The sequence below is a fragment of the Rhizobium yanglingense genome (assembly GCF_977109285.1).
This window is the reverse complement of the sequence record NZ_CDSAWY010000005.1, coordinates 1,769,857-1,793,162: the sequence shown is the minus strand read 5'-3', so window position 1 is coordinate 1,793,162 and position 23,306 is coordinate 1,769,857. Positions and strand designations below refer to the sequence as shown.

Sequence of the window (23,306 nt, the reverse complement as noted above, 5' to 3'; positions counted from 1 at the left end):
TACCTTTTGAATTGTCGCCAAGCTGGCAACCTCGGCGGAGCTTTCGGGCGACACGCCGGACAGCCTCCGAACGGCCGCACGTTGGCCATGCCGCGCGTTTGGGGCGCGTTCGCTGCCATCATCCCGGACATCGACCCCTCTCCACGGGCCTCTAGGTCGCGATCCGACCATTGAGTCGGCCATTCCGCCGTCCTCCAGTCGTCATGGTCCAATCGCCATGACTGGCTTTATTTCGCACAATCGCCATTATTGATCTGCTCTCATTTCTCGAGCGCGCGAGCAACCATTTAGCTTTTCGCAAGTGAAGGAGTGACGCCATGCGGCCGGATACATGATGGTTCAGGCATATTAGGAGAGCGACATGGCATTCTTTGCTAAGGAAAGTTGATTGCTGCGGCGGGCGCCCTCGCCTTCTGCCATCTAACGTGCGTTGCTCAGGCGGCCTCATGCGGCAAAAGCGCTGCCGGATTTGAACAGTGGAAAGTGGAGTTTGCCGAGACGGCAAAGGCCGCCGGTGTCAAGGGAAAGGGTCTTGCAGCGCTTGCCGTGTGCCAAATAACGCCCGTAAGGACTATCCAGGCCGACCGCTCCGTCAACAAGGCTTTCAGCGGCCGGTCGACGACTTTATGAGACGACGCGGCGGGTCCGCGATTATTTCCAAGGGCCGTTCGCTCAAGACGGCAAACGCAGCACTCTTCGACAACATCGAGCGTAACTACGGCGTGCCCGCCGGGGTGCTGCTCGCCATCTGGGGTATGGAGACCGGCTTCGGCGCCTCCATGGGCAACCAGAACACTGTTTCGGCAATCGTCACGCTCGCCTACGATTGCCGCCGCCCGCAATTCTTCGCGCCGCATGCCATCGCGCTCAGGCTGGTCGACAGCGGCGCGCTGAGTGCCGGCTCGGTCGGCGCCACGCACGGCGAGATCGGCCAGACCGGGTTCCTGCCGGGGAACGTCCTGAAATACGGCGTCGGCAGCAGGAACGTGCGCGACAAGAGTACCGCGCTGATGTCCACGGCCAACTTCCTCAGGGCGCACGGCTGGCGGGCCGGCGGGGGCTATCAGGGCAACATGGGCGCCATCGCTGGCTGGAACTCCGCGAGTGTCTATCAGCAGGCGATCGCCCGCATCGGCGAGGCGATCGACGGCAGTTAGATAGTTAGGCCTGCTTCCAGCTAACAAGCCGCCATGCGCCGGCTCAGAATGCTATTAACGCTTGGCATTGCCGCGCCACTCCGTCGTCGTCGGGCGACTCGCACCTTGCCAGCCTGGCCCAGGCGCAATTGGCATTCAGCGTCGTCCATCTAATGCGGTGCGAACCAAATGAGGGACGACGCTCGGCCGAAAGGTGATCGCGGTATACAGCGAATTCGCCATGCCGCTGGTGCTTGGGCAAGCCCGCGTCTTTTTTGAGTCGTCCCCCCTGTTCCTAACCGATGTCAATTTTGGCACCTCAGATGCGAGGTCGAGCTGAGTGCTCCGAACGTCCGCGTCGGATCGATGTTGTTGAAAAAGTCTCCACTGACAGGCGGCGCGCAACAGAGGGCCGAATTTCTGACCGCCGATTGCGGTCAGCCTCTGCCGTTCGAAGACAACTCCTTCGACATTGTGGTCTGCGTCGACGCGGTATCGCACTTCGCGGATCGCCAAGCCGCCTTCGAAGACTGGTTCCGCCACCTCGTTTCCGGCCTGCACATCTTGTTTCTCACGGATGCTGTCGTCTTGACGGGTGCCTTGTACGGGCAACAGTTCGATATCCGCGCTTCGCAGGGCAATCTCGTTCTTGTTCCTGCTGGCTTCAATGAGACGGCTCTTTCCCAAGCGGGGTTCCGCCTGAAAAACCAGGAAGATACGACCACGCTTGCTGCCCGCAAGCAGCGGGAGCAGTCCTTGCAGCAGATCGAGGGGGCTGAATGGTTCGAAATGCGCCAGGCTTTCCTGGCGATCACAGCGGATCTTGCAGCGGTCGGAAAGTTGTCGAGATTTCGCTGGATGTCGCGGAAAAACCAACTTAACCGACATCCGCCGGATGAGCGGCAGGTCATCGCAGTTTTTCGGGGCCGATCACACTTTCCGCCTTCACCTTTGCCCGCTTTGCCCAACTTCGCCAATGTCGCCCGCGAGCATCCCGTCGCGTTGACGATCGCGCTCCGGACATTTCCTCGCACCTGGGCGGATGCCAGACAAATGCTGGCGGATGTGAGTGCAGGGTGGCGTTTTCTCGCTCGGCTTTGATTAATTTCGTGCGGCAGCGGCGCAGATCGGCAATCCCTCCGCGCTATTCCGGCAAGCGTCCCCGGTGCGAAGCGGCCTATCATCGGGGCAATCGTCTCAACAAGCGCGATGGCGGGGCCGATGCGGAGTGGCATGGGCTTAATTGCAGACATGCTCGATGCGCCACGCGTACTTCAGCGCGCGGACGGCGGAAACCCTGTCGCCGCTGGCCTCCGCCTGTTCCGCTATCATTCGGAGATCATTGACAAGCTCCTCGCGGGTGACCGGGTTCGGCGCTGTCTTCCGGGTTTCCATCAAGGCCTCCTCTTCTTAGTGGGCTCGGCTATCTTCGACGCGAACGGCCTCCGCGAGCCATGATCGGCGTGGGTTCAACCAGCCACCCCACCACGGCGGGCATCAATCGAGATCGATCACCCTTCTGCTTGGCATTTCGATCTCCGCTGCGTCATCGCCCCAATCGATTGCCTTGGCGGCCTCGATGGCTTGTTCAGGGCCGCGCTGATAATCGCGCGTGCGGCCATTCAGCTTCCGCTTCTCCGCCTTCAGACGCTTAGCCCCCTCGGTCAACGCGGGCCTCGGTCCCGGTCCCGTCGAAAACTGCGCCGTCCACTCCTCCTCGGTCAGTTCCAGGACCTTTGTCGGTAGCGGCGCTGGCCGGTGGAACCACCTCCAATTGCCTCGGAGCCTCGAGGCCAAGGAGCCTTGCCTGCAGCGCGATTGCGGCGACGACAGCGGACGGGTTCTTGCATTTTCGTGCGAAAACAATGGCCTCGTCGAGATCGGTGACTAAGGAGGCGACAGTTTTTGTGGTCTGTTTTCGCCTGCACCTTCAGTTCTCCCACCCGGTCGGCCACCTTAGCGTTCCTTAGCAGCTTGGAACCGTTTACTTCGGCCACGCTACCGGTGACGTGATAGATACCGGAATAGGCCCGCGACGCCGTTCCCCCGCCCATGAGACGGGCGAAAGCTTCGTGACGTTGGTTTGAAAGCGGTGCCATAATACCACAATAACGCGTCCCCGAAATCGCGCCAAGTGGGTCGCGTCTCTAGGGGATCTCTAAGTGCATCGTCCCCCAATCAGGATTACGGCAGCTTCAGGTGCCCTCTAGGCCTAACATTTCCGATCGAAAACACGCTCGGTGGCCCCAGTGGCGGCAAAATCCTCATCGCGAAGTTTGGGAGGACGATGCATCGAGAACAGATTCAAGGCTTCCCGGGTTTGCATATTAAAATCGGGCTTTAGCTGAGACCCAGCCTTCCTCTTTCTGATAGTAAAATAGGTCTCGTAGAACGGTCCGACGCGGTTAAAACTTTTGACAGAGACCCCGTCAATTAATTCGTCGTGCATCCAAACCTCCGTAACGTGAGCGTACATGTTGATGCTGTTTACCCGTAAAAACCGACGGATCCAGGTGAATGTCGAATACATTTCGCCGGGGCCGCCCAATCCATGCCCACGACTTGGAGTTGGTCAGGCAGGCAAAATAGCCAGAGCGGAGGTGTGCCACCACGGAGCGCGACCTGTGCTCTGGTGATACGGATTGCTTCCGTATGAAGATCGCCAAGATTCCGAAACAAAACCCATTCCAACGGCGGGAACCAGCGAAAGCCGTTCGCAGATGCGAACATTTCGAGGTTGTTCATTGTCCTTCCCCCCTCTGCTGCCGGATCTTCGACTCCGGCGTTGCCGGTCTTAGTGGTGAGTAGGTTTGAGAAGCAACTCGATTTCCTCCATAGTGGCAACACGTAGGCCACCCTCTGGTCTCGATATGAGCCCAACGCATCGATCCAGGCGGATGATCCCGGCCCGCTGTAAGGCGTCGAGGATGTCCTCGCTAAGATCGGGGTCTATCTGATTTAGTTTCTTCATTGCACTTCCTCCTGCCGGATCCGGCTCCGGCGCCGGTGTCTTGCCACACCTATGAGCGGAACCCTTCGGTCTTGGCGATCAGGGTCCCTTTTCATGACGCTCCCCACTCCGCCTCTGTGATCCATTCTTCAATGTCGAACGGCCGAAGTTCGCCGACCATAAGCGCGTCGAGATGTTTGGCGACCGCACGCTCCGGGATACCAAGGCCGGCGAGAAGGCGCTTTCCATCTGCAGCACTCGCGGGTTTGGGATAAGGCGTCAGCAACGGACTCCCGCCGTAGCCCTCAGCATTTGAGGCTTTCCACCCTCCTAAGCCCGATGGTCCTTCTCCTTGTCCTAGGTCCTTTTCCTGTTCCTTCTCCTTCTTCTTGCTTCGAAGGGGCATCGATGGGGCTCCCTGCAGATCGGAACAGGCCAACTCAAATTCCTCTAAGCAGAACTCTTCGTGAAGGTGGAAAGGAAGTCTGTACTCCCCGGTAAAAATCCAATGTTATTGGGGAGATAGGCAGCATGGCGAGCTGTTCAGCAATGCCTTTCACTCGCTTGTCTTTCGGTGAAAGTTGGGGGGCGATCTGATCAGAGGCCATCCGGCAGACCCAGACGAGGTCGTGCTCATAGTCGTAAGCGCAAATTCCAGCTCGGATCAGGCTTTCGAGCCCCATCGATGCCCCTTCCATGGTGCATCCGATCTCGTGAGCGATGTACGCGATCGGGACGTAGTAGAGGCCGAGCATGTTGGCGTGGCCGCTAGTGGTGAGATGATAGTGGACAGCGATGGCATCGAGGTCGCCGCGTACGGCCTTGAGGTCCGCTTGCCAGATCCGCGGAGGGATGGAGGCGAACTTTCTCCATCCGTGCACTCTCCTGAGGATCCGAAACGGCCGAGCAATGGCAATCACTTCGCATGTCTCCAATGCGGACAGATTAAAGTGCGATCGGAGGAGAGGCACGGCCGGATGTGGCGCCGGGTTCTGCGCGGAGAATTGCTGCGCCGTCATGACGCCGTTCTCGTTGTTCCCATGATCCGGCGTTGCTTCAGTGAAGAAGCTCAGGAGCTTGCCCCGTTCAGCGACCCAGCGGCCGCCTACTTTTTTGGCAGGTAGCTCGCCATTATCGAGCATGTGGAAGACGGCGCGGCGTGATCTGCCGATCGTCTTGGCTATTTCTTCAGCGCCCCAAATCAACTCGATTGGAACCGTATTTTCGGCGTTCTTTGTCATTCGGCGTTAACCTCCGCGCAATGAAATCACCGTAATGTAAATTACCGTAATTTGCTTGCACGTCAAGCAGAAAAAAATTACTGTGATTTCATTGCAGGGGATTAGATCGTAATGGCTATGAAACCAGGACGCGGGTCGGATCAGTTTCCGCTTCGGCTTCCGCCGGGCATGCGCGACCAAATAAAGCGCGCCGCTGAAGAAAGTGGCAGATCGATGAATTCGGAGATCTTGGACGCTCTCCGAGAGGTTTTTCCCGGTGGAGCCGAGTCTTCAGGAACTGGTCGATGAGATCGATCACTCGATCGCGCTACTTTCGCGATATTCAAGAAAATTCTCGCTCAGGCGACATAACGCAAAGCAGCAAGTTCTTGTCGGTGCTCGGGCGACTGACCACTGCCAATGAAGATTTATGGAAAGTGATCGCCGACGAACGGCGGCCATCCATTGTCAAACTGGACAGCGAGGTTATGGACGGCATCGAGAAGTTAAGTCTGGAATGGGAGCTGTCTACACCAATGTCAGGGCTCAATGACAGCTTGGTGAATAGTCTCGTCCAAATAAGTCTCGACCGCATCGCCCGTGGAGAAGAGAATCTGAAGGTCTGGATCGGAGAAGGCGAAGCTAGAAGGATGATTGAGCTTGAACGCCCAGCTTCGGAGGAGAAACAGTGAGTGTCCGCAAACGAGAATGGACAACGCCGAAAGGTGAACAAAAGGCTGCCTGGGTGGTCGATTACAGAGACGCTGCAGGCAAGCGTCGGCTGAAAACCTTCACGAAGAAGAAGGAAGCCGATGCCTTCGCCGCTACGGCCTCTGTCGAGGTCAGGGAGGGCGTTCACGTTGCAGACAGTGCCACCATCACAATCGAGGAGGCCGGCAAGTTCTGGCTCAAATCTGGCGATGCGGCTGGCCTGGAGCGCACGACGATGGACCAGCGCCGCCAGCACCTCAATCTGCATATCGTGCCCCTCGCCGGCACGGTGAAGCTGACGAAGGTCACAGTGCCGTGGGTGCGCGTCTTTTCAGGATGAGCTACGGGAGACAGGGCGATCGGCCGCGATGATCAAGCGCGCTACGGTCAGTCTCGGCAGCATCCTTGCCGACGCCCAGGGACGCGGCCTTGTGGTGCGAAATGCTGTCCATGAGCTGTCTAAGGCCAGATCGGGGACGAAGGCGTCAGAGAAGCGCGCCAAGGCGAAATTGAGGGTCGGGACGGACATCCCCACGAATTTGGAGATCCGGGCCATCCTCGACGCCGCTACTGGTCGTTATCGGCCAGCTGCTCGTCACGATGATCTTTACCGGACTTAGGGCAAGCGAGGCGCGCGGCCTGCGTTGGGAAGACGTAGACTTGAAGAAAGGCATCCTGCACGTTCGTCAACGCGCGGATCGCTATGGCGTTGTTGGGATGCCGAAAAGCGGGGCCGGGCGACGCACGGTGCCCCTGCCCCCGATCGTCGTGAACACGCTAAAGGAATGGCAGCTCGCGTGCCCGAAGAACGACGCCGGCCTTGTCTTCGCCAACCGGGCCGGAAACATCGAATACCACAACAATATGCTCCACCGCGGATTGTGGGTGACGGAACTGGCGGCAGGCGTGTCCGTTGCCTCAGATAAGGTCGACGAGGAAGGCAATCCGATCATGTATCCGAAGTATTCAGGCTTCCATACGCTTCGTCACTGGTACGCTTCATGGTGCATCAACCGGAAGATAGACGGCGGGCTCGAACTGACGCCGAAGTCAGTGCAGACACGCATGGGCCATAGCTCCATCCAAGTGACTTTTGACACCTACGGACATTTGTTTCCGGCGGTTGATGAAGGGGCGGCGGTGGCGGCTGCAAGGCGCAGGCTCTATTCGCAGTCAACGCGACATAGGCGCGACATGGATGGAATTTCTTTAGCATTTTCAATGTCTTTAGAAAACTCTGTAACTCCAGTCGAATCTTGGTTCGAATCCCGGTTCCCCAGCCAATTCTCCCTAAAAGCCCTTAATTCCTTGATTTTCCAGTCGTGCCGGCGACCTGATGCCCATAACTGTAGCCCACAGGTGATGCCTACGCAAAAGTCGCGTAGCGGCGTCTCAGGTGGCAGGCAAGGGCAACAAACCCATGGCGGTCCGCCACGACGTCGAGAACCTTATTCGCCGCGGCAACATCTTTTACTGGCGCTGTTCCAGGGCTCGTCGGCAAGGAGATAAATCACCTTGCCAAATCTTTCGGACGCGGCCACGAGCTTGTCGGCGAGCGCGTCGAGTTGAGCGCGGGGAAAGATGCGGCCGGTCGGGTTGTGCGGCGTGTTGACCACTACCACGCGGGTGCGCGGGGTGATCGCTGCCTCGATCCTTCGAGATCGAGGTCATAGGTTCTCGGTGCTAGGTCGACGGCGACGGGTGTCCCTGCCGCGCCGCGAAATCTGGGCACCATAGGCGAGCCAGCCGGGACGCGGATAGATGACCTCCCGTCCCACCTCGAGCACGGCGAGCAGCGCAGCCGCTATCGCGCCGAACCCTCCCGCGGTGGTCGCAATGTCTTCTGGCTTGTAGTCACGGTTCGCGCCTCACTGAGCGAACGGGCCACCGTTTCGCGCGCCAGCGCTTCGTACTTTTTATAACCGAACCAGTGAACATCCTGGGCTCGACGTGGCGGATCAATGCATCGACAAATCCACGCAACGGCGTTTCCTGCGGATTGCCGAACATGAAATCGCAGGCATCAGGCCCCAGGCCGTCGCCCTCCAGGACGTTTCGCGCAAAATCCATGACCGTGCGCATTTCCTCGGTGACGGAGAGCATCCGGCTGGACACGGTGGCGATTGGCACGACGCACCCCCCTGCTGCAGGCGGCGCATGTCCCTCGACGAAACCGCCCCTTGCCTGCATTACCATTTTTGGCGGCATGCGCGTAGCAGAAAGTTCTTGTGTATTTTCCGATGCGCAATCTGCAGAGGACCGACGCACGCAACCGTGGTAGGACCAATGGCCGCTTTGGGGGCCGTTTGCGGACTGTCCGTTTTCGGGATGGCGAGACTAGAAATCGGACCGACGCGTCCAGCGTATCGCGTAACGATTGCGCCAAGAGCGGGAATTGAATAGTCGCCCGTCAGCGACTTCAAGTCTCGCGGCACAGATAGCGCGTCCTGATTTGCCGGTCGCTCTCGTGGGTGTGGCTGGTACAGCCATTATCGGCCCGGTTGATGGCGAGGGCAATATCTAGCCGCCCCCGCCACTTGGAGGAACAGTGATCGACGCCGCCAGCTACCCCGCGTTGCCTAGTTGGAATTTGTCGCTAAGCGCGCGCTCGTTCGTTGGGATCGATCGGACCCAAGTTCTTCACAACCCGGAATCGACCGCCCTGCGCCTGCGCGATGTACATGTTCATGCGAACATGGTGCTGGCCGGGAACCATTTCGGCCGGGCCGCCCGGTCCCTCGCTGATCCGAGCGTGATCGAGCGCCCGGATGACCGCGTCGCGCTCCACCGTGCCGGCCTCCTTCACCGCCGCTTCCCACATCCTGATCGCCCGATAGTGGCCGGTGCACCCGCTGCCCGCAGTCAACAGGGCACTGCCGGAGAACCGTTCGCTGTAGCGGCGCAAGAGCGCGCGACCGAACGGATCGTCGAGTTCCTGGTAGTAGTCGAGGCAGCTGTAGAGGCCCTCGATCTGCTCGAACGGCACCAGATTGAAGAAGTTCTCGTCGAAGTAGGTGCAGACGATCTTGCCGCCGCGTTTGCCGAAACCGGCCTTGTGCAGTTCTTCGAGGAACGGTGTCAGGCCCGGCGGAACGATGGTATTGAAAACCACCTCGGTACCGCTCGCCATGATCTGCTGCACCGTCCGCCGGAAATCGACGGTGTCCAGCGGAAAATACTCCTCGCCGACGATCTCGCCGCCATTGGCGCGCACCACCCGGCTCGCGGCCTTGTTCAGCAAATGGGGCCAGATGTAGTCGGCCGACGGAAAATAAAACCTCTTCGCGCCGGTGCTGTTCATGAGCCATGGTATCAGCGGTTCAACCTGCTGCGCGGGCACGGGCCCCGTGCAGAAGATCAGGGGATCGTTTTCCTGTCCCTCGTACTGCTCGGTGTAGATGTAGAGCGTTCTGCCCCGTGTAACCGCCTCGCTCTTGATGGCCTGGCGGGTCGAGCTGTAGATGCCGCCGACGACCACATCGACCTTGTCGACGTCGATCAGTTTCGCGGTCCTTGTCTTGGCGACGCCGTCGATGGTTTCGCCATCCTCGATGACGACCTTCACTGGCCGGCCCAGGAGGCCGCCCCTGGCGTTGATATCGTCGACGAGCATGGTGGTGAGGTTCGCATTTGCGATGCCCATGAAAGACAACGGGCCGGTGAGTTCGGCGATAAGGCCGATCTTGATGGGTTTTGGATCCATTTGATTTCTCCAAATCTGGGGGTTCGTCGGGCGCGCCGCCGCCGGGCGGCAGGCGGCGCGCAGTGCGGGACCTCAGGCCTCGTAGTGGCCGAGCAGCAGTGCCGCCTGCGGCTTGCCGACATGGCCGGCTTCCTGCAGGATCGCGGGCACCTCCGGATCCGACACGAAATTCTTCCAGCCCTCGGCGTCCCAGTCGAAGATCGCCCAGACGCGGTCGGGCTCGCTGGGGTCGCGGAAGACGGTTGCGCCCTTCGAGCCGTGCAGCCGGCGCTTGTCGGCGCCCTTGGTCGAAAAGATACGGATGAAGTGGTCGACGTCCGCCACTTTGTAGAACCGCTTGAAGGCCTGCACGAAGACCCTGCCCAGTTCCGCACGATTGCCCATGTCGAGACCGACAAGATCCTGGCGGAGCGCGATTTCGTCGCCGAAGGTGGCCGACAGAAGGTCCGTGTCGGCATTGCAGCCGACATAGCGCAGCATCGACTGGTGGTAGGCATTGCGCCGAACCTCATCGGAAACACCCGCAAGCTCGGCGATCCGCATTGAGAGCACGCAGGATTTCAGCGCGAAGTCGCGAGAATGGCCGGTGGCGAGGTCCGAAGCATAGACCAGGACCATCATGAAGTCCGCCCGGCGTATCGAGACGTCTGTCATCGCACACCCCCAGTGAGCCCTATGATAGCCCCGTGTGCCGTCGATACCTAGGGGAAAAACCCAAGCCTGATGTAGATCCTGCGAGAAACAGAACGTTCTATTTTGGGCGGGAAACTGACGAGCTGCTTCGAGGCACGAATTAGCTAAAGAGCAGACCTTCAGGCACCCTGCGTGCATCATCTTGAAGCTGTTGCTGTCGTTGGTTTCCGGCACGACGGCTTTTCGGAATAGCGGCAACGGACAGCGCCGCACTGGCAACCGCCGGAATAGGACTCAGCCATCACGCCCCCTCACTGCCCATGAGGTGGTATCGTGATCAGGGTGCTGGTTGTTGCTTTCCTTGATCGCCGCGGCCCAGTCGGTGCCGTTGTTTTCGGTCGCACCGGTATTTTCTATGCCCGTGATCGTATCGAACCATGCCACCATGTTCTCGGTGCAGGTATTGGCAAGCGGCGAGAAGGCGTGCGGATCGTCAAGCGAACCGATCATCAGGTTGGTGCGACCGTTTTCGAGGTGGTGGAAGAACAATGGCGTGCCGCAATTGGCGCAAAAACCGCGCTCGACAAGCTCCGAGCTCTTCCAGACGCTCGGCTTGCCGCGCGTCCAGGTGAGCGCATCATCGGGCGCGGCGACGAGCGCGGCAAAGATGTTGCCCGAGGCTTTCTGGCACATGCGGCAATGGCAGAGATGCGAATTGTCAAGCATAGCGGTTGCGTGGTAGCGCACGGCACCGCACTGGCAGCCGCCGCTCACCTCCATCTCGATGCGTTTCATTTTTTCTGCTCCTTCAAGAGGCGGGTTTGGGCTTACTCTCTTTTAGGTTTTCGTCTTTTGATCGTCCAGCCTCCCAGAGCGGATCCAATTCTGGTGGTAGTGGGCGTGGTTTGCCAGCCCAGAAGAATGGACGCGATCACGCCTTCTCGACCGTCTGCCCATAACTTCCGCTTCAACCGCCGGTTAAGCGGTGGCCGAAGCTCGCAGAGACTGTTGGGTGGGTCCGCAGCCGCGAAGTTCCGGCGCGGGCGCTGGCGAAGTCCGCTTTTGGAAGTTGCTCAACGTGGCTTTGACGAACGAGATGCGGGCGCAAAGCGGTCAAGACCGCCGTCGGCCCCTTTGCTGCCGTTCGAGGTCGATCCGAGGAACGTGCGGTATGTGCTAGAATGCGGCCCGAAGGCGGAATGCGACAGACGCACTGCGAGGGGCGGTGTGATCGTACCGGAATTCGCGCGACCGAGAGCCGACGTTGTGCTCTTGAAAGGGGAGACGAGGACGATGCCGACACCACAGCAACCCAGTCTAATAGTTCGACAGAAATCCCCACAGAACATCGAGTTTCCGTTTGCGTCGCTCTCCGATTGGCTGATCCCAACCGAGCTGTTCTTCGTGCGAAACCATTTCCCGTCGCCGGACATCGATGCGCGAGACTGGAGATTGCGCGTTGGCGGGGCGGTGGAGCGGCCGATCGAACTTGACCTCGACAGCATCAAGGCGATGCGGAGCACGACTTTCACCGCCGTCGTCGAGTGTGCAGGGAACGGGCGCGTCTACTATGTGCCGCCGAAGGAGGGTTTGCAGTGGCAGAACGGAGCCGTCGGCAATGCCGCGTGGACAGGTGTTCTTCTGCGCGAGATTTTGGAAATGGCGGGCGTTAAGCGAACCGCACGTGAGGTTCTGCTCGCAGGCGCCGACAGCGGCGTCGTCGACACAAACAAGAAAACGGCTTCTCCCGGCCCCATCGCTTTTGCGCGCAGTTTACCGCTTGAGAAGGCCGTCGCTGAAAGCACGATCCTTGCCTATTCGATGAACGAGGAGCCGTTGACGCGCGATCACGGCTACCCGCTACGCGCGGTCGTGGGTGGCTGGTTCGGCATGGCTTGGGTCAAATGGATCACGCATATCACGGTTGTGGAGCAACCGTTCCTTGGCTACTGGCAGGCGCGCGACTATTTCCGTTGGGAGCGCAGCCTCGGGGAACCCAGGCTGGTCCCCCTTGCGGAGATGGAGGTCAAAGCGCAGATCGCGCGTCCCGTGCAGGGGGCGCGTCTCATCGCCGGCCAACCGTACCGGATTTTCGGAGCCGCCTGGAGCGGAGAGGCTGTTATCCGGCAGGTGCAGGTCTGCACCGGAGATGGCAGGGGCTGGCGCGAGGGAAGGCTCCTCGAAACAGAACGTCCCTTTGCATGGCGCTTGTGGGAGTACATGTGGACCCCTGAAGAAGTGGGGCGATATATACTGCGATGTCGCGCGATCGATGGGGCGGGGTGCGTGCAGCCCGACCTCCAGCGTTCCGACTGCGAGAGCTACGCGGCCAATTGGATCGTTCCGGTGGAGGTTACGGTCGTTCCCGAGCCACAGACGTACGAGGAGGAATTCGTGATCTAATCACCCGCATGGGGCGGAATGGCGGCTTTTGGCGCAACTGCGACCCGCGTTGTCACTGCGTCATGTCCGCTTTGCAGCAACAGCGACGGGTGGCTCGATGACCATTATGAGAGCGCGTTGCCGTCCGGCAGTACCCCGGCCGGAAGCGGCATGTCCTGTGTTGGCCGATACCGTTGAAAAACTCGCCGGATTAGCTACGCGTCGAGCCGTTTCGGCTTTACATGAAAGTCATCAGATATCTGCCCCACGCTTTGCGCAGCGTATTGCCTTCCTCCGCTTTTATGCGGCGATGACGCCCTGCGGTGCCCTGTGTGGTCTCAGTTTCGCGAGTCTCCTAAGGTTTTGGGCGGTTGCTGCGAGCAGGAATTCGTCTCTTGCACCGCACGGACCTCGCAACCTCAAACGCGCCGTCCGGAGAATGCGTTTAAGGTGAGCAAAGAGCATCTCGACCTTCTTGCGACGATGTCGGGACTGCTCATATTCGGGCGTGGCAGCAATCGCTCGGGCGACATCGCGGGCATCTTCGTTGAGATCACGCGGTACCTTGCGAGCACCTGCATTTGGGCAGCAGCGTTGCTTCAGGTCACAGGCGTCGCAATCGCTCTTCGACGCCGACAGTCATCTCCGTGCTCGACTACTCTAGGGGTTTCGGCCACACAGATCTCGTCACCTGCTGAGTGCTCCCCAAACATGAGTGTGGGGCCGTGCTTGCAGTGAGGCCGGAACATCGTCGGCGAAGTCGGCCGCCTTCCTTCTGCGAACGGGGTGAACGCGAAAAATCGACCCATCACGAGCTAGATATGGTCGACCAGGGCGCAGTTCAGCGGGCACGAGGCGAACGTACCACGCTCCCAATCCTGCCACGGGCGGCCGCCGCGGCATCAGGTATCGACGGCACGGTCGACCAGCAACTGATAGAAGACATCGGCCGCGTTTTGGGGACCGGATGCTGCAAACCAAAGCGGTTCTGTCGAGAGCAGCACGGCATCCCCTGTCACCCTCGAAGGTGTAGATCCAGACCGTCAAGCGCGCCTCGCGATCGGTGCTCAGCATCGTAAGCTTTCAGGCATGAGGGTGAACAGATGGCGAGCCTGGATCTCACCCACCGGCACGCTGGAACACCGAACTTTCCTCCTTCCCTGTGTCTTCGTGTTATTATGGCGACTAGGGAGATGGCTCGATGAGCGAGAACCGGAAGCTAGCAGCGATCCTGGCTGCCGACGTGGTCGGGTACAGCCGGCTGGCCGGCGCAGACGAAGAACGTACCTTGGCGAGGTTGCGGGCACTGCGCAGCGACCTGATCGATCCGACCATCGCCGTGCACAACGGACGCGTGATCAAACGCACAGGGGACGGGGCGCTAGTCGAGTTCCGCAGTGTGGTAGACGCCGTGCGCTGCGCTATGGAAGTGCAGAATGGCATGGTCGAGCGCAATGCCGGCGTGCCGCAGGAGCGCCGCATCGAGTTCCGGATCGGAATTCATCTCGGCGACGTAGTCGAGGAAAGCGACGGTGATCTAATGGGCGACGGCGTCAACATCGCCTCGCGTTTGGAGGGCGTCGCGGCGCCTGGCGCCATCTGCCTATCCGAGGATGCCTATCGTCAGGTCAAGGCGCGGCTTGACCTCTCGGTCAGCGATCTCGGCAACACGCAGCTCAAGAACATCGCCGAGCCGATCCGGGTGTATTCGCTGCGTGTCGGCACCGCCGAGGCAAAGGCAACCGCGAACTCCGAATCCGCGACAAGCCGGCTGGCGACGGTACCGCCGCCGAAGCTGTCGATCGCCGTGCTGCCCTTCGCCAACATGAGCGGTGATGTCGAGCAGGAGTATTTCGCCGATGGAATCTCGGAAGACATCATCACGGCTCTCTCAAAGCTGCCGCAGCTCTTCGTCATCGCCCGCAATTCGTCGTTTACCTTCAAGGGCAAGAACGTCCACGTGCAGGAGGTCGGCAGAAACCTCGGCGTACGCTACGTGCTGGAAGGCAGCGTCCGTAAATCCGGCAACAGGGTACGGATCACCGCCCAGCTTATCGACGCAGCCTCGGGTGGCCATCTGTGGGCGGAGCGCTTCGATCGCGACCTGACCGACATATTCGCGGTTCAGGACGATGTCACTCAGCAGATCGTGGATGCGCTGGCCATCAACCTGACGGAAGGCGACCGGCAGCGGCTGGTGCCAGAGCACACTGGCAACGTGGAGGCTTATGACTATTTCCTGCGTGGCCGAGAGCTGTGGCACCGGCTGACGAAGGAGACGAACATCGCCGCCCGGGATCTTTTGCAACGTGCAATCGAGCTGGACCCGAATTTCGCCTCGGCCCACGCGTTCCTGGCCCTTACCCACGGACTCGACTACTTGAACGGATGGAGCCCGTCACCGCCGAATTCGCGCGAGCAAGCGGAAGAGCTTGCGAGGCGGGCGGTAGCGCTGGATGATCGCGATCCTAGGGCGCACTGGGCGCTGAGCATCGTCGAATTGTATGCGCGACGACACGATATGGCCATCAGCGAGGCCCAGCGTGCGATAATCCTCAATCCGAACTTCGCTGAAGGGCACGTCAGCCTCGGCGAGGCGCTGTACTACTCGGGCAGGGCCGACGAGGCGCTCAAGTATTTCGATGGGGCGAAGGTCTTGAACCCTTACTTTCCGGATGTGCTCCTGCACTTCCAGGCATTGGCGTTGTTTCAACTGGGAAGGTACGAACATGCAGTTGGCTTGCTGAAAGAGCGGCTGACCCGCAATCCCGTTACCGATGTTTCTCGCGCGCTTTTGGCTTCCAGTTATGGCCATCTGGGCCGTTTCGACGAGGCCCGCGCGGCTTGGCAGGAGGTGCTCCGGGTTAATCCCGACTACTCCCTGGAATACCGTCGCAAAGTGCTGCCCTACAAGAACCCCGCGGATTTCGAGTTGGTGGTGGACGGGCTTCGCAAGGCCGGCTTGGCGTAACTGCGCACCAGGGGAATGCCCGGTTTCAACCTTCTGCAGCCACTCGCTCAAATGAGGAGCAATGACTGGTGTTGGCGCATCGCCGCTCGATAGAACTGCGAAAATCTGAAATGCTTTTCCCTACAGCTTGGCCCCGCACCCAGCGGGGCCGCACATTGTCAAATCTCTGTATGCTCCGCAAGTTCCAGCGCATCCTCGATGTCCACGCCCAGGTACCTAACCGTGTTCTCGATCTTGGCATGTCCAAGCAGGATCTGGATTGCACGAAGATTGCCTGTCGCTTTGTAGATCATCGCGGCCTTCGTGCGTCGAAGCGAGTGTGTGCCGTAGTCTTCGCATCGTAGCCCAATTGCAGTGACCCACTCATCGACCAATCTGGCATATTGGCGAGTGCTGAGATGATCGGCATGATCGACCCGGCTGGGAAAGGCGTAGTCGTCAATTGTACCGCCTCTCCGTTCAAGCCACGCAAGCAAACTTGCCCTGACGTCGGCCGTGATCTCGAACTGTACGGCACGTCCGGTTTTTTGCTGGACGACCATGGCACGGGTTCGGATTTCTTGATCTGTGACGAGGGTTCCTATTCGTGATCAGTCGTCGGCAGTTGGGCCCTAAGCGGCCATTAGGATGGGAACCCTCATGATCATTTTACGAGTTTGACCGTCGCAGAAGCGAGTCCGCCACCGGCGGCACCGCGGTCGAAATGAACTGCTCGAGGTCTCTGCGCAAATTCAGGCCAACTCTCTGCTCAAGGCCACGCCCTGACCAAATGGACGTTCGATGTCGCCTTCAGTGATCTGGGATCGCGCAAACGCCTAACCGAAAACGGTCAGCATGCTCGCAATATCTCTCTTGGTAATGTCGGAAGGCGGAACTCGCGATCGTCTTCTAGTGCCAGCTTATGTAAACGGTGGCAAAAAGGAGAGGTGCATGTTGCTGAAAGATCGAAATGCAATTGTTTATGGTGCCAGTGGGGCTGTTGGAGCGGCCGTGGCAAAGGCATTTGCCCGAGAAGGCGCTCGCGTCTTCCTGGCGGCCCGTCACAAGGATCGGTTGGATGCGGTTGCGGACGATATTCGGACGCGGGGTGGAATGGCGGAGGTGATGCCTGTGGATGCAACGGACAAGCAAGCTGTTGAGGCGCAACTCGCGCTGATCTCCGATAAGGCGGGTCCGGTCAAGATAATGTTCAACGCGATCGATTGGGGCGACACGCAAGGTGAGCCACTCGGGACGATTTCATTAGAGAAAGTTCTTCGGCCCGTTCAAACCGGTCTCACAACGTGGTTCTACACCGGAACTGCAGTTGCGGATCATATGGCGCGCAACGGTGGTGGTGCCATCGTCGGTATCAGTGCGAACGCTGGACGCCAAGCTTTCCCGAACGTGGGCGGGTTTGGAATTGCCTGTGCTGCCGTCGAGCATTTTTTGCGACAGTTAGCAGTAGAGAACGGGCCCTTAGGAGTGAGGGTCACGTGGGTTCGTTCGCCGGGCTCCCCAGAACTCTCCCGGCGTTCACGACGTTTGGTCGATGGCTGCGCGTGAGCGTGGTATGACTTTCGATGAAATCCATAAAGAGTTCGCCAAGGATACCCCGTTGCGGCGTGTGACGCCGCTCGCGCAAATAGCTGACGCGGCGGTACTCCTGGCCAGCGACTTGGCGGCCGGCATGACAGCCACGATGGCCAATGCGACAGGAGGCGCACAGATCGACTAAATCGCTGGTCGCGCATCGGGACTCTTAGACACAGTGTGGGCAGCCAGTACGATAGCTTCCCGCTAAGCGTCCCCGAAACTTGCTGTCCACTTCCGCTCAAGGTGGACGTCGTAGTGGCTCATGGCGCACGGATGTCGTCGCGCCAGCCCGATACAACGGCTGCTTTTAGGCAGAGGCAACAACTGCCTCTATGACCGACGTGCGGGCGCAAAGCTGACGGGCGCTTTATGGCCGCCTCACCGTAAACTTGAGGTCCGAAAACGGAAATTATTGCCGATACCCGTCCATTTGACTGATGCCCAAAGCCAGGGCACAAAGGTGGCATCCACGGTCGCACGCGATGGAAAAACAGAGGAAATTTCAAGGCGATTTCTCTAAGTCTTTGAAATCATGTGAGAATCCAGGTTCCACAGCCAACCGCTTTCCAACACAAAATCAATTGCTTCACCTCCCCAGGGGGCAACGCTTTGCGCATTTTCATGTTGCGCGATGTTGCATTCTTATCCCCCCACATTTCCGGGCGTTTCCCTGTGACCTCGACAACTCCAAGCAACATGGATTGCAACATGGCGGAAGCCGCGCGACATGACGTGACCGGGTCCAAATCCCCCTCGCCATGAGAGCGTCGGCACCAAACCCCATTCAGTATCGCGTATCTTGGGAGTTTCCACGATGGACATGTCGTTCCGGCCGTGGGCTGTCGGCAGGCCTGTGTCTGTGCCTGGGGAGGATTGTGGCGGAGCGGTTCAATTCGTATCGATACGACAATGAGATATATCCGAATCGCAGCAGCATCCGTGGGGATAGGTACGGCCATCATGGCCACACCTTCAGAGGCGATCGAGACTTGTTCTGGGGAGACAGAGTCGCGCGTCGGTTGACCTGTCTCGTAGACGGGGACACCGGCTGGGAGCTAGGCACGAAATGGCGTCTGCTGGATATCGACACGCCGGAAACCATTGAGGCGGAGTGCGATCGGGAAAAGGAAATCGGGGAGCGAGCGAAGCTACGGCTGCAGTCGCTCATGTCGAGGGATACCGGCTCGTCAACAGCGGAGGGAAGGATCGGACTTCCGACCGCCGCGCCCTCGTAAGGGCGGTTCTTCCAGACGGACGAGACGCTGGCAGGGTACTCGTGACAGAAGGACTTGCCCGGCCGTGGCCGAACAAAGGGAATAGGTGGTGCGGATGTGACTACGGTCCTCTGGCATATCGAGAAGAACAGCGAGCTAATCCAGGCGATTGGAAAGGTCACCGTCCGCTGGACATGTTGCTTTTGGAAATGTTGTCTGTGGCGATCGACAACCGTGCCCTTGCAGTGGACGTCATTCTCATCCGCCCCGGCGCTGGTCGCCAGCGGATCGAGGCTTTTGATCGCGCAATCGGAGGATCGAGGCTGTTCGCGACATCTCGATAGGCTCGGGTCGCAGGCCTTCGAACTTCTTGATGTGCGAAAGCCCCTCCGCGTTAATACTACGGGTCATGACATTCTCCGATGTTGGAAAAGAAAAGCGGCCGAAGACCGCGTGGGATTGAGAAATTCGGGATCGTAAGGAGCGCTTTCCCTTCAATGATCGCTTCAGATTCAGGAACAAATCAACTCGCTGTTGATTTATACACACCGAATGTGTATAACAAACTCATGAAGAGTGGCGACATCGTCTCGGCATTGCAGGCAGACGGTTGGTACGTAGTAGCCACGAAAGGCAGCCACGTCCAATTCAAGCATCCCGAAAAGGCAGGCCGAGTGACCGTTCCCCATCCGAAGCGGGATATCCCGATCGGGACGCTCAAAAGCATAGAAAAGCAATCCGGCTTAAAACTGAGGTGAACCAATGCGCAACTATATCGGACTGATCCATAAGGACGCTGATAGCGACTTCGGTGTTTCCTTTCCTGATTTTCCTGGCGTCGTGACTGCCGGCACTGACTTAGACGATGCGCGCCGTATGGCAGAAGAAGCCCTATCCCTTCACGTTCAAGGCCTCCTGGAGGATGGCGAAGCTATTCGGGAGCCGTCGTCTCTAGACGCTGTTATGGCCGACCCTGACAACAAGGACGGAGTCGCCATCCTTGTTTCCCTGAAAACCGAGAGTAAGAAGGCCGTCCGCATCAACATCACTCTTCCCGAGGATGTTCTCAAGCAAATTGACGCTTTCGCCGAAGCTCAAGGACTTACGCGATCCGGCTTCCTAGCTCGAGCAGCGAAGCATGAGATCGCTTGGGCAGAGAACGAGGACAACGTCCGAGAATACGCACTTTCAGCTTGAGATGAGACCCGGGGCACCTCGGACGTCGTTCAGCTTCGGCCCGATCGACGTTCTCGGGTACAGCCGCGCCGGCTGATCGCCAATTCTCAAGAAAGGGCGATCACGGAGGAGCAAATCGCGGCCTCGCGCGCCAGTGGCGTGTCATCGGTGCCGACATTTCAATTCGGGTCGGCTTCGATTGTCGGTGGTCAGAACGAGGATCAGATCGCCGCAGCCATCACGGAAGCTTTGCCGCCATTCGATTAGCGTGGGAGGGCGCGTCGGCGCGTTCGCCGCAGATCTTCAGGGCGAATACCGGCTAAGGCTCGAGTAACCCGATTCCGACCTTAACACACTGACGTGCGAGGTCCACTTTAGGCCGCAAGAGCGGAAATTATTACCGTTTTGCACGCCGGTTGACTGAGGCCCAAAGCCACGGCACAAAGGTGGCATCCACGGTCGCTCGCGACGGAAAAACATCGGAAATTCAAAGGAACTTTTACTAAGCCTTTGAAATCATGTGAGAATCAAGGCTCCGTAGCCAACCCTTTATGGGTGATCCACATGGACTTTTCGAACAAATTGCTCGCCCGCAGGCTCGCATCGCACACGGCTTCGTCAATCCGAAACGACGTCTGCTCGTTCCACCACGACCTGACGATCGGCCGCAGTCGCAATTCCTGCAGTACCACCGAGCCCACGTTTTCAAGCGGTGACGGAGCGGAAATTATTTTCTCGTGCGATTCATTTGCGTTCTTCAATCGCTCAATTTCCGTATTGCTCGAGGGACAGGCCGCATCCGCGCATCGACGACGGTCTGTTTCAATCACATCCAGCCGACCGACGAACCCATCATGCCAGACGTCCAATTGGACGCCCATTTTGCCGCTACCATCGAAACTGCGCGGCCGCTTCGAGTCCCTGGCTGCAACGAATCTCACGACGGCTTGTGGCCGTTTCCCCAAAGGACAATAGACAGAGTTTTAATTTAACCCACAGACTGGATCACATAACACTCCCGAAGCGGCGACCGCTTGGTCACAGAAGACATTTCCACGAGTCGCAGGAGCGCCAGCGCCTGCCTGATTGATGGATATCCTCCGATGAACCACAGTATCCGCCTGTCGGATATTTCGGGGCCGGTAGTCAAGTGGAGGCACAGCATGATACGGCTTACATTGTGGCGGCAGACGCGCCGGGCACTGGCGATCGGGTTGTGTCTCGTCGCTCAGTCGTTGCTTGTGGGAACGGCATTTGCGCAGCCATCAAAGCCGAACATCCTGTTCATTCTGGCGGACAATATTGGCTACGGCGACGTCGGCGCCTACGGCGGTGGGGAGCTGCGCGGATCGCCGACGCCGCGCATCGACCAACTCGCCGCTGAAGGATTGCGGCTGACTCAGTTTTTGGTCGAGCCATCCTGCACGCCGTCGCGCGCCGCATTGATGACAGGGCGCTATTCCATCCGCTCCGGCCTCTCCCTGGTCGCCGTTGCAGGCACCCCGTTTTCGTTGCCGGCGGACGAAATCACGATGGCGGAGATGCTGCACGACGCGGGGTACGCTACTGCGATCTTCGGCAAGTGGCACCTCGGCGGGCAGACGTATAGCCAGCCGCAGAACCAGGGGTTCGACGAGTTCTACGGAATCCCGCCCGGTGATACCTGGGATGCGTTCGGCATGATCCGCCAGGGCCGCCAGACCAAGTCCGTCGACATCCCCCTCAACAAGGGACCGCACATTGTTGAGGCCAAACGGGGAGAACCATTAAAGCTGGTAAAGCCATACACCGAGGAAGTGCGCCGCGAGATCGACTGGGAGCTGGTGGATCACGGTGTCGATTTCATGAAGCGTCAGACGGCAGCGGGCAAGCCGTTCTTTCTTTATCTGCCGATTTCCCGGACGCACTTTCCGAACTTGCCTTCGGAACGCTTCGAATATGCATCCCGAATAGGACAGTTCGGCGATTCTCTGATGGAGGGTGATGCAATTGTCGGCGCGATGCTTGATGCGTTGAAGGAGCTTGGCATTGCGGACAACTCCATCGTGGTCTTTGCTTCCGACAATGGACCGGACGGCCCCGGAGCGAGCCACTTCGGCACCGACATGCCAGACATGGGGACGACCGGACCCTATCGCGGCGCGTTGGGTGACGTCAGCGAAGGCGCGATCCGCACCGCCGCCGTGATCCGCTGGCCGCAACGGATCAGGCCACGGTCCTCCCACGCGATGTTTTCGATCATGGATTTCTTCCCCACCTTCGCGCACGTGGCAGACGGCAAGGTGCCCGACGACAGGCCGATCGACGGTATCAACCAGATCGATCTGCTGCGCGGCGAGAATGATAGAGGACGGCGAGAGCATTTGCTGACCTTCGTGGGTTCCGAGTTGGTCGCCGTTCGCTGGAAACAGTTCCGGGCCTATTTTGTGGACGTAGCACCTGGACGCAGCGGCCCAGGCGGCGCGACGCTGATGGGCGGTATCGGATCCGGCGCCGCACCCATGAACGGGTATCCGAAGGTGTTCAACATTGAGTCGGATCCCGCAGGAGGAGCACAATATCGGCGAGATGTACAACTGGGTTCTCGGACCGCTGCTGAAGGTAGTGGGGGAATACAAGGCGACCCTCGAGCGATCACCCAACCCACCGGCGGCGAACATGACAAAGTTCTGAATGCCAATATTGCTGGGTCGGTTCCGGCGCTGAATGGTGATTAATCTGCACGATCCTGTAACAAAACTCTTCAACGAAAGCTGACGATGGCCGGCGTCGACAGCCTGTCGCGATGCGCTCCAGGCTGTCAGAGGCGAAATCGCGCTAGAAGCGCACGGCGAGCCCGAGGATCGGTCCTTGCTGAACAACATCGAACACGAAGCCGTCGTCGCTGTAATCAACTCCGAGGGCTCGATATCCGGCGATGGCTGAAATCCTGTCGTTGAAATCGTAGCCGACGCCCAAGGCGACATCCCAGTCGATGTCGGCTCCACCGCCGCCGACCAGTCCCCATCCCGTCAGATAGATCTCCGGCGTGAACGAATACTTCCCACGCAAACCGACCATGCCATCCACCCATGTGCGCGCTGTCGCTTGTCTCAACACCGCCGAGAAGGCCGCCGTTGAACGAGAGCGTTGTGTCGACCGACCACAGCTTCGCACCCCCGACGATGTCCAGATGTCCGGCCGGACCGTCGAGGAGCGCGTAGCCTATGCCAAGCAAACCCGAAAAGCTTTCCGACGTGACATCGACATCAGTCGCCAATACCCCGAATGGAGTCTCGCCATCGGCGGAGAGCTTCGTGTAGATGACGTCGCCGATGACGCTGAAACGGTCGTATCGGGCTTCGCCTGCCGCCATGAAAGCGAAATCGAGATGGCGAAGGATATCCCCGAAGTCGGCATCGATGTCCACCGTGGGCAGCCCGAATTGCGCCGTCTCGCCGGATATCCCGGCCATCCACAGATATGGAGCAATCGAGAATGTCCAGCCTTCCGGCACTTCGGCAGGCTTTGGATCCTGAGTAAGGAGCGGCGATACGTCGGCCGCCTGGACGCCGCTGCAAATCATGGCGGCGACAGCCGCGCAAAGTCCGAGTTTCAAAAGCTTCATCCCAATCCCCTTCTGTCGGAAGGCACCG

General features: G+C 59.2%; 22 protein-coding genes and 4 pseudogenes. 12 read left to right on the top strand and 14 right to left on the bottom strand.

The genetic code is table 11. The features are described 5' to 3' along the window. The first annotated feature begins 361 nt into the window (after positions 1-361). Positions 362-1,157: pseudogene (locus ACW4PC_RS18635) on the top strand (lytic murein transglycosylase). 315 nt (positions 1,158-1,472) lie between these two features. Beyond that, positions 1,473-2,237, top strand: coding sequence for a class I SAM-dependent methyltransferase (locus tag ACW4PC_RS18630; protein ID WP_455875061.1), 765 nt, complete (start codon positions 1,473-1,475; stop codon positions 2,235-2,237). Between the two features lie 138 nt (positions 2,238-2,375). Here the strand turns inward: ACW4PC_RS18630 and ACW4PC_RS18625 are convergent, their stop codons facing one another. From ACW4PC_RS18625 to ACW4PC_RS18610, 4 genes are all read right to left on the bottom strand, one after another. Continuing rightward, positions 2,376-2,531: a hypothetical protein gene (locus ACW4PC_RS18625; RefSeq protein WP_455874739.1), complete on the bottom strand. Its 156-nt coding sequence runs from the start codon at positions 2,529-2,531 to the stop codon at positions 2,376-2,378. A 102-nt stretch (positions 2,532-2,633) separates the two neighbouring features. Further along, a complete protein-coding gene (locus tag ACW4PC_RS18620; RefSeq protein WP_455874738.1) occupies positions 2,634-2,804 on the bottom strand; it encodes a hypothetical protein in 171 nt (56 codons plus the stop codon). A gap of 1,394 nt (positions 2,805-4,198) precedes the next feature. Further along, on the bottom strand, positions 4,199-4,525 hold the full coding sequence (locus ACW4PC_RS18615; RefSeq protein ID WP_455874737.1) for a hypothetical protein: 327 nt from the start codon (positions 4,523-4,525) through the stop codon (positions 4,199-4,201). 1 nt (position 4,526) lies between these two features. Continuing rightward, on the bottom strand, positions 4,527-5,327 hold the full coding sequence (locus tag ACW4PC_RS18610; protein ID WP_455874736.1) for a hypothetical protein: 801 nt from the start codon (positions 5,325-5,327) through the stop codon (positions 4,527-4,529). 111 nt (positions 5,328-5,438) lie between these two features. Between ACW4PC_RS18610 and ACW4PC_RS18605 the strand changes: the two genes are divergently transcribed. The 3 genes and pseudogenes from ACW4PC_RS18605 to ACW4PC_RS18595 all read left to right on the top strand — a co-directional run. After that, complete coding sequence (locus ACW4PC_RS18605; protein WP_455874735.1) at positions 5,439-5,615, top strand: Arc family DNA-binding protein; 177 nt, start codon at positions 5,439-5,441, stop codon at positions 5,613-5,615. Further along, positions 5,612-5,998 carry a hypothetical protein gene (locus ACW4PC_RS18600; RefSeq protein ID WP_455874734.1) on the top strand — a complete coding sequence of 129 codons (387 nt, stop codon included), beginning with the start codon at positions 5,612-5,614 and terminating at the stop codon, positions 5,996-5,998. The genes ACW4PC_RS18605 and ACW4PC_RS18600 overlap by 4 nt, the downstream gene beginning before the upstream one ends. Further along, positions 5,995-7,187 (top strand): annotated as a pseudogene (locus ACW4PC_RS18595) (tyrosine-type recombinase/integrase); the annotation flags it as partial. The gene ACW4PC_RS18600 and the pseudogene ACW4PC_RS18595, both read left to right, overlap by 4 nt. A 278-nt stretch (positions 7,188-7,465) precedes the next feature. Here the strand turns inward: ACW4PC_RS18595 and ACW4PC_RS18590 are convergent. The 5 genes from ACW4PC_RS18590 to ACW4PC_RS18570 form a co-directional block, all read right to left on the bottom strand. After that, positions 7,466-7,657, bottom strand: a complete 192-nt coding sequence (locus tag ACW4PC_RS18590) for an aminotransferase class I/II-fold pyridoxal phosphate-dependent enzyme (protein ID WP_455875060.1) — start codon at positions 7,655-7,657, stop codon at positions 7,466-7,468. 214 nt (positions 7,658-7,871) lie between these two features. Further along, positions 7,872-8,147, bottom strand: coding sequence for a hypothetical protein (locus ACW4PC_RS18585; RefSeq protein ID WP_455874733.1), 276 nt, complete (start codon positions 8,145-8,147; stop codon positions 7,872-7,874). Between the two features lie 466 nt (positions 8,148-8,613). Beyond that, on the bottom strand, positions 8,614-9,720 hold the full coding sequence (locus ACW4PC_RS18580; RefSeq protein WP_455874732.1) for a substrate-binding protein: 1,107 nt from the start codon (positions 9,718-9,720) through the stop codon (positions 8,614-8,616). Positions 9,721-9,792: 72 nt separating this feature from the next. Next, positions 9,793-10,374: a hypothetical protein gene (locus tag ACW4PC_RS18575; protein WP_455874731.1), complete on the bottom strand. Its 582-nt coding sequence runs from the start codon at positions 10,372-10,374 to the stop codon at positions 9,793-9,795. A gap of 273 nt (positions 10,375-10,647) precedes the next feature. Then, positions 10,648-11,148 carry a GFA family protein gene (locus ACW4PC_RS18570; RefSeq protein WP_455874730.1) on the bottom strand — a complete coding sequence of 167 codons (501 nt, stop codon included), beginning with the start codon at positions 11,146-11,148 and terminating at the stop codon, positions 10,648-10,650. 498 nt (positions 11,149-11,646) lie between these two features. Here ACW4PC_RS18570 and ACW4PC_RS18565 point away from each other — a divergent pair, with 498 nt between their 5' ends. After that, the gene (locus ACW4PC_RS18565) at positions 11,647-12,756 is read left to right on the top strand and encodes a sulfite oxidase (RefSeq protein ID WP_455874729.1); all 1,110 of its coding nucleotides are present in this window, start codon (positions 11,647-11,649) and stop codon (positions 12,754-12,756) included. Between the two features lie 279 nt (positions 12,757-13,035). Here the strand turns inward: ACW4PC_RS18565 and ACW4PC_RS18560 are convergent. Continuing rightward, a pseudogene (locus ACW4PC_RS18560) lies at positions 13,036-13,368 on the bottom strand (transposase); the annotation flags it as partial. A 568-nt stretch (positions 13,369-13,936) separates the two neighbouring features. On the opposite strand from ACW4PC_RS18560, the gene ACW4PC_RS18555 reads away from it, so the two are divergent. Further along, positions 13,937-15,706, top strand: coding sequence for an adenylate/guanylate cyclase domain-containing protein (locus ACW4PC_RS18555; RefSeq protein WP_455874728.1), 1,770 nt, complete (start codon positions 13,937-13,939; stop codon positions 15,704-15,706). Positions 15,707-15,864: 158 nt separating this feature from the next. On the opposite strand, the gene ACW4PC_RS18550 is transcribed toward ACW4PC_RS18555, so the two are convergent. Continuing rightward, positions 15,865-16,290 (bottom strand): tyrosine-type recombinase/integrase, encoded by a 426-nt coding sequence (locus tag ACW4PC_RS18550; RefSeq protein WP_455875059.1) that lies wholly within the window; start codon positions 16,288-16,290, stop codon positions 15,865-15,867. Between the two features lie 346 nt (positions 16,291-16,636). Between ACW4PC_RS18550 and ACW4PC_RS18545 the strand changes: the two genes are divergently transcribed. Further along, entirely contained in the window at positions 16,637-17,251 is a 615-nt protein-coding gene (locus ACW4PC_RS18545; RefSeq protein ID WP_455874727.1) for an SDR family NAD(P)-dependent oxidoreductase, read from the top strand. Next, positions 17,238-17,423 carry an SDR family oxidoreductase gene (locus ACW4PC_RS18540; protein WP_455874726.1) on the top strand — a complete coding sequence of 62 codons (186 nt, stop codon included), beginning with the start codon at positions 17,238-17,240 and terminating at the stop codon, positions 17,421-17,423. Before ACW4PC_RS18545 ends, ACW4PC_RS18540 begins: the two co-directional genes overlap by 14 nt. 1,330 nt (positions 17,424-18,753) lie before the next feature. Here the strand turns inward: ACW4PC_RS18540 and ACW4PC_RS18535 are convergent. Next, positions 18,754-18,906: a hypothetical protein gene (locus tag ACW4PC_RS18535; protein ID WP_455874725.1), complete on the bottom strand. Its 153-nt coding sequence runs from the start codon at positions 18,904-18,906 to the stop codon at positions 18,754-18,756. Positions 18,907-19,064: 158 nt separating this feature from the next. On the opposite strand from ACW4PC_RS18535, the gene ACW4PC_RS18530 reads away from it, so the two are divergent. Both ACW4PC_RS18530 and ACW4PC_RS18525 read left to right on the top strand, forming a co-directional pair. Then, positions 19,065-19,253, top strand: a complete 189-nt coding sequence (locus tag ACW4PC_RS18530) for a type II toxin-antitoxin system HicA family toxin (protein ID WP_455875058.1) — start codon at positions 19,065-19,067, stop codon at positions 19,251-19,253. A 4-nt stretch (positions 19,254-19,257) separates the two neighbouring features. Further along, positions 19,258-19,692: a type II toxin-antitoxin system HicB family antitoxin gene (locus tag ACW4PC_RS18525; protein WP_455874724.1), complete on the top strand. Its 435-nt coding sequence runs from the start codon at positions 19,258-19,260 to the stop codon at positions 19,690-19,692. A gap of 506 nt (positions 19,693-20,198) precedes the next feature. Here the strand turns inward: ACW4PC_RS18525 and ACW4PC_RS18520 are convergent. After that, positions 20,199-20,552 (bottom strand): hypothetical protein, encoded by a 354-nt coding sequence (locus tag ACW4PC_RS18520; protein ID WP_455874723.1) that lies wholly within the window; start codon positions 20,550-20,552, stop codon positions 20,199-20,201. A gap of 222 nt (positions 20,553-20,774) precedes the next feature. Here ACW4PC_RS18520 and ACW4PC_RS18515 point away from each other — a divergent pair, with 222 nt between their 5' ends. Next, positions 20,775-22,388, top strand: a complete 1,614-nt coding sequence (locus ACW4PC_RS18515) for an arylsulfatase (RefSeq protein WP_455874722.1) — start codon at positions 20,775-20,777, stop codon at positions 22,386-22,388. A gap of 100 nt (positions 22,389-22,488) precedes the next feature. Here ACW4PC_RS18515 and ACW4PC_RS18510 read toward each other — a convergent pair. After that, a pseudogene (locus ACW4PC_RS18510) lies at positions 22,489-23,278 on the bottom strand (hypothetical protein). Positions 23,279-23,306: the final 28 nt, after the last annotated feature.

Bases quoted from the DNA above. Each gene is read 5' to 3' on its own strand.
- ACW4PC_RS18540 (WP_455874726.1), top strand. From the start codon at position 17,238: ATGGCTGCGCGTGAGCGTGGTATGACTTTCGATGAAATCCATAAAGAG.
- ACW4PC_RS18605 (WP_455874735.1), top strand. From the start codon at position 5,439: ATGGCTATGAAACCAGGACGCGGGTCGGATCAGTTTCCGCTTCGGCTT.
- ACW4PC_RS18555 (WP_455874728.1), top strand. From the start codon at position 13,937: ATGAGCGAGAACCGGAAGCTAGCAGCGATCCTGGCTGCCGACGTGGTC.
- ACW4PC_RS18535 (WP_455874725.1), bottom strand. From the start codon at position 18,906: ATGACCCGTAGTATTAACGCGGAGGGGCTTTCGCACATCAAGAAGTTC.
- ACW4PC_RS18625 (WP_455874739.1), bottom strand. From the start codon at position 2,531: ATGGAAACCCGGAAGACAGCGCCGAACCCGGTCACCCGCGAGGAGCTT.
- ACW4PC_RS18520 (WP_455874723.1), bottom strand. From the start codon at position 20,552: ATGGGCGTCCAATTGGACGTCTGGCATGATGGGTTCGTCGGTCGGCTG.
- ACW4PC_RS18525 (WP_455874724.1), top strand. From the start codon at position 19,258: ATGCGCAACTATATCGGACTGATCCATAAGGACGCTGATAGCGACTTC.
- ACW4PC_RS18545 (WP_455874727.1), top strand. From the start codon at position 16,637: ATGTTGCTGAAAGATCGAAATGCAATTGTTTATGGTGCCAGTGGGGCT.
- ACW4PC_RS18610 (WP_455874736.1), bottom strand. From the start codon at position 5,327: ATGACAAAGAACGCCGAAAATACGGTTCCAATCGAGTTGATTTGGGGC.
- ACW4PC_RS18565 (WP_455874729.1), top strand. From the start codon at position 11,647: ATGCCGACACCACAGCAACCCAGTCTAATAGTTCGACAGAAATCCCCA.
- ACW4PC_RS18570 (WP_455874730.1), bottom strand. From the start codon at position 11,148: ATGAAACGCATCGAGATGGAGGTGAGCGGCGGCTGCCAGTGCGGTGCC.
- ACW4PC_RS18600 (WP_455874734.1), top strand. From the start codon at position 5,612: ATGAGATCGATCACTCGATCGCGCTACTTTCGCGATATTCAAGAAAAT.
- ACW4PC_RS18580 (WP_455874732.1), bottom strand. From the start codon at position 9,720: ATGGATCCAAAACCCATCAAGATCGGCCTTATCGCCGAACTCACCGGC.
- ACW4PC_RS18530 (WP_455875058.1), top strand. From the start codon at position 19,065: ATGAAGAGTGGCGACATCGTCTCGGCATTGCAGGCAGACGGTTGGTAC.
- ACW4PC_RS18515 (WP_455874722.1), top strand. From the start codon at position 20,775: ATGAACCACAGTATCCGCCTGTCGGATATTTCGGGGCCGGTAGTCAAG.
- ACW4PC_RS18575 (WP_455874731.1), bottom strand. From the start codon at position 10,374: ATGACAGACGTCTCGATACGCCGGGCGGACTTCATGATGGTCCTGGTC.